The organism is Acetobacterium sp. MES1, assembly GCF_002237635.1.
Taxonomy (GTDB): Bacteria; Bacillota; Clostridia; order Eubacteriales; family Eubacteriaceae; genus Acetobacterium; species Acetobacterium wieringae.
The window spans coordinates 1-3,963 of the sequence record NZ_MJUY01000051.1; the positions used below are offsets into that span (position 1 = coordinate 1).

At 42.8% G+C, this 3,963-nt stretch carries 4 protein-coding genes; 3 read left to right on the plus strand and 1 reads right to left on the minus strand.

Features of this window, described 5'->3' with window-relative positions; translation table 11 throughout:
• The first annotated feature begins 329 nt into the window (after positions 1-329).
• The gene (locus tag BI182_RS14395) at positions 330-1,109 is read left to right on the plus strand and encodes a hypothetical protein (RefSeq protein WP_286808889.1); all 780 of its coding nucleotides are present in this window, start codon (positions 330-332) and stop codon (positions 1,107-1,109) included.
• Positions 1,110-1,226: 117 nt separating this feature from the next.
• Here the strand turns inward: BI182_RS14395 and BI182_RS14400 are convergent, their stop codons facing one another.
• On the minus strand, positions 1,227-2,207 hold the full coding sequence (locus tag BI182_RS14400) for a helix-turn-helix transcriptional regulator (protein WP_250934489.1): 981 nt from the start codon (positions 2,205-2,207) through the stop codon (positions 1,227-1,229).
• A gap of 146 nt (positions 2,208-2,353) precedes the next feature.
• Here BI182_RS14400 and BI182_RS14405 point away from each other — a divergent pair, with 146 nt between their 5' ends.
• Together BI182_RS14405 and BI182_RS14410 are read left to right on the plus strand one after the other, a co-directional pair.
• Positions 2,354-2,992, plus strand: coding sequence for a type 1 glutamine amidotransferase family protein (locus BI182_RS14405; RefSeq protein WP_070369603.1), 639 nt, complete (start codon positions 2,354-2,356; stop codon positions 2,990-2,992).
• A gap of 328 nt (positions 2,993-3,320) precedes the next feature.
• Positions 3,321-3,698 (plus strand): TnpV protein, encoded by a 378-nt coding sequence (locus tag BI182_RS14410; RefSeq protein ID WP_286808895.1) that lies wholly within the window; start codon positions 3,321-3,323, stop codon positions 3,696-3,698.
• Positions 3,699-3,963: the final 265 nt, after the last annotated feature.

Below are 3,963 nucleotides of genomic sequence, written 5' to 3' on the forward strand. Positions count from 1 at the left end.
TTTCAGCGCATCCACGCAGACCGAGTTCCTTGTGTTCTTCATAGTACCGGACTGCATCCAGTTTGAATTGTTTATCATGTTGTTTTGCCATAATGAGATCCTCCTTCAGTACGATTCTTTTATCGTACCATGTTTTTATTAATTTTGGATTTTCTCATTTCGATTTGTACTATTTTTATTCTAGCACCACATGATCTGAGATAAGTTTGACACCTAAAACACAAACAAATCAATGTTGGCAATACTAACAAAATTATAATTATTGCCGATAATAGAAAAGATAATGAATATAAAGACACACCAATTTGCAAAAAGGGGGCAATGTTTCGATGAAAATAAGTTCTGTTGTTAAAAATTTCTATAGCAGCTACAATCAAATGACAGAAAGTCAAAAATCAATAAAAAAAAGCCAATCATCCAGTCAGTCTGTTTCAAAAAAAACGGATACGCTTAGTATTTCAAAAGAAGCCTATGAAACGCCGGGAAGTGACGAGACAATGCGTGCCACATCAGGAAAAGACTCGCTTGGAATAACCAAGGGCGAGAAAGCAAACAGTTTTGTTATCCATTTTTCTGATTCCGCAATGGTTAGCAGGGCTATTTCAAGAGGCTATCTTACCGTTAACGGTGTCGATATCCAGCTTTCTGATGATGTAAAAAAGCAATTAGCGGAAATCGACCAGCAGGCCCAGGCGGATCGGGAAGCGGCCTTTAATCAACGTAATCTGGCCCATAATCTGGCGGTCTCCAAACAACAAAGTGAATCCTGGGCCAATGCCTACAAAGATTTAGCGGAAGCGATTGAAATCGCCGCCAAAATTTCTGCGGGCGGAAAAGTGTCCAGTTCTGACCTGAAAAAATTAATGGAGACAAGTCCGCAGCTGTATGCGATGGCAATGGCTGCAAAGATGATGGCAGAAAGTCAGGAAAGACAGGAAAGACAGACTGAAACAACTGGCAATGAAGAAACAAGTAAAAGCAATGCTGCCACTCAAGGCGTTAGCTGGTCCGATTTTGAATGGAAGTCTTATGAAGCACAGATGCATGTCACCTTAGATGGAACGCCATCCGTTACCAGTGTCGAAAAAGGAGAATTTATTCTTGAATAATAAAAATGCGCCCTCAAAACCCAGTGCAATCATTTCAAAAACGACAAATACGATAATTGGCATCTAAATTTTAAGAAATCTCACCCGTTTCCTCTCAACAAATAGATATTTTTATGCTTATTCTTCTTTAATCACTAGCCCGCCCCCTGATTCGTGCTCCCTGTCCGCATTTTCATATAAAGCAGCAATATCCTGGATTCTGCGTTTCATTTCCGCACGGATATGGGGCGGCTCCAAGCACTCGCATTTATCGCCAAAACTTAAAAGAATCGTGAAGTAATAGTCGTTCTCGATGAAGGGAAAATAAGCAATGTAATGGTCATCGCCGTCTGGCAAAATGTGTTCATACGGGCAATAATCAAGAACCCGGTCGAGGATCGATTGATGAATGCGGATTTTAATTTTTGTCTGCATCGTCGCCAGCGTATCCGAAAAATCCAACTCCAGTTTGTGATGTTCTCGTGGTACAAACGTTTTTTCTTCCATTTGCAGGTTTGAGATGCGGGACAGTTTGAATAAGCGAAAATCACTTCGTTTGTGGCAATACCCATGCCAATACCAATGATTACTTTTTAATAACAGCTGATACGGCTCGGCTGTTCGGGCGGTTTTATTGCCATGGCGGTCGGCATAGTCAAAGGATAGCAGCTTGTGTTCCTGTAACGCTGTTTTGACAATTTCCAAATAGGCTTGTATATTCCGGTTGCCCATCCATGGACTTAAATCGACATAAATCTGATTTGCCTTCAGTTCAATGTCTTTGGCGCTGTCGGCGGGAATAAAGCTCTTAACTTTGGCCAGGGCGTTTACCAGTTCATCCCCCCGAATCATTGTTGAAAGATTAGAAAGACCCATCAGGATCGCCGAAAGGTCGGCCGTCGAAAATACTTTTTTATCAACCTTGTACGTATCCATGATGGCAAAGCCACCGCCCACTCCCGGTGTCGAACAAACAGGAATACCCGCCATGTTGATCGCATCGATGTCACGATAAATGGTGCGGGGGGACACTTCAAACAGATCTGCCAACTCCTGTGCGCCGATCCGCTCTTTTTCAAGAAGAATCATAATAATGCTAATCAGCCGGTCCACTTTCATCGGATCGCCGCCTTTCAATTTTTTAACTTTCTTTTTTTCATTGTAAATTATGGCCATACTGTTGTCAACAATTGCAAGGTATAATAAAAGAGCAACCAGGCATTACCTGTTTACATTTTAAAACACAATGAAAATGGAGGAAATTTATGTTTACGATCTATGTTTACGTTCTTGATACCTTGGCCGACTGGGAACTGGGCTATGTTACGGCAGAGCTTAATTCTGGTCGCTTTTTTAAAAAGGGCGCCCCACCGGTCTCGCTCAAAACAGTTTGCGCTACCAAAGCACCGATTACAACCATGGGCGGGATGACAGTCGTACCCGATTGCCTGATTGATGAGCTTGTGATGAGCAAAACAAGCGTCCTGCTCTTGCCGGGTGCCGATACCTGGAACGACCCCAAGCATAGCGCAATCATTAAAAAAGCCAGCGAATTTCTCGCTTCCGGTGCGACAGTAGGGGCCATCTGCGGGGCAACTGCTGCGCTTGCCAACTTTGGGCTATTAGATAATCGTCCGCATACCAGCAATGGCCCGGGATTTCTTGAAATCTTCTGTCCCGCTTATAAAGGCCAGGAATTTTATCTCGACCAGCCATCGGTTTCCGATCACAACCTGATTACGGCAAGTTCCACCGGCGCTTTGTTGTGGGCCAGACAGATCATTGAGCATTTGGATCTTTTTCAGGCAGACACCCTAGCCGCCTGGTATGATTATTTCAGTTCCGGCGAGCCCAAGCATTTTTTTGCCCTCATGGCGACCTTGCCGTCTGGCGATAACAACTGAGCGACTATTGTAATAAATAGCACAGCGCCATCGATCATACGGGATGGCTGTTTTGCACGACTTTCTGAACCTTGAATTTAATTCTTAAAACCTTCTTTACTTCATTCCGAAAGATACCGAATTAACGATGAAAAATAAATATCCGGTTGAGTTTTGGGTAAAAATATTTCACGACCGAAAAAATCAGGCCGAGAAAAGTTTGCGTCTGAGAAATTCCCGGTCAAAAACATGGACTCACGCAAATTGAGTCGCTTAAAAAATCTCGGTAAATTCGAAAATTGCAACATCGCTTTCGGAAAGGTTTGCACATTTGAAGGAGAAGGATTTAATGAACTCGGATCAATCCAAAATCGACCCGACCCTAACACCCGTCATTCAAAATGAGTATTTCGACAACAATACCCTTGATGCGTTTCATGTCATCAACCAGTCAGAAATCGGAAAATATGAGGCGCTGCGTTATCGTTATCTCAAAGAGCATAAGCAACACTTATTCCTGGAGCTGTTTTTCCAGGATAAACTCGGCGAACACCTGCGGACAGTCGAACGGTCGGCCCGCAATCGGCTCGATCAGATCATGGGGTGCCTTCTGGCTAGACATCCGGCGCCTGACCCGAAAACCAGCCCGTTAACCTGGGTATGGCACATGAACCAGCTCAAGGAACAGGCCCATGCCATTGTCGTTTCGGAACTGATTTACAACTAGAAGCAACACAAACACGAAACGAAGCATTTTTCTTCGTTTGAAACTATCAAAAAGTCAGCTAAACCAGCCAATGTCATTAAGTTAAGAAATCAGAAGAGTTTTATGTTTGCAAAAGCATAAGGCTCTTTTTTCTGTAATAAAACATAAAAAGATTGACAAAGTGGTTAAAAAATGTGGCGAAGCCCTTAAAAAAATTATATTTTTAAGGAGGCTTTCGCCAATGAACATTTATCCCAGGTCAATCAAAAATAAACTTGATCAAACC

Coding starts and splice junctions, on each gene's coding strand:
- BI182_RS14395 (WP_286808889.1), top strand. CDS start 330: ATGAAAATAAGTTCTGTTGTTAAAAATTTCTATAGCAGCTACAATCAA.
- BI182_RS14400 (WP_250934489.1), bottom strand. CDS start 2,207: ATGAAAGTGGACCGGCTGATTAGCATTATTATGATTCTTCTTGAAAAA.
- BI182_RS14405 (WP_070369603.1), top strand. CDS start 2,354: ATGTTTACGATCTATGTTTACGTTCTTGATACCTTGGCCGACTGGGAA.
- BI182_RS14410 (WP_286808895.1), top strand. CDS start 3,321: ATGAACTCGGATCAATCCAAAATCGACCCGACCCTAACACCCGTCATT.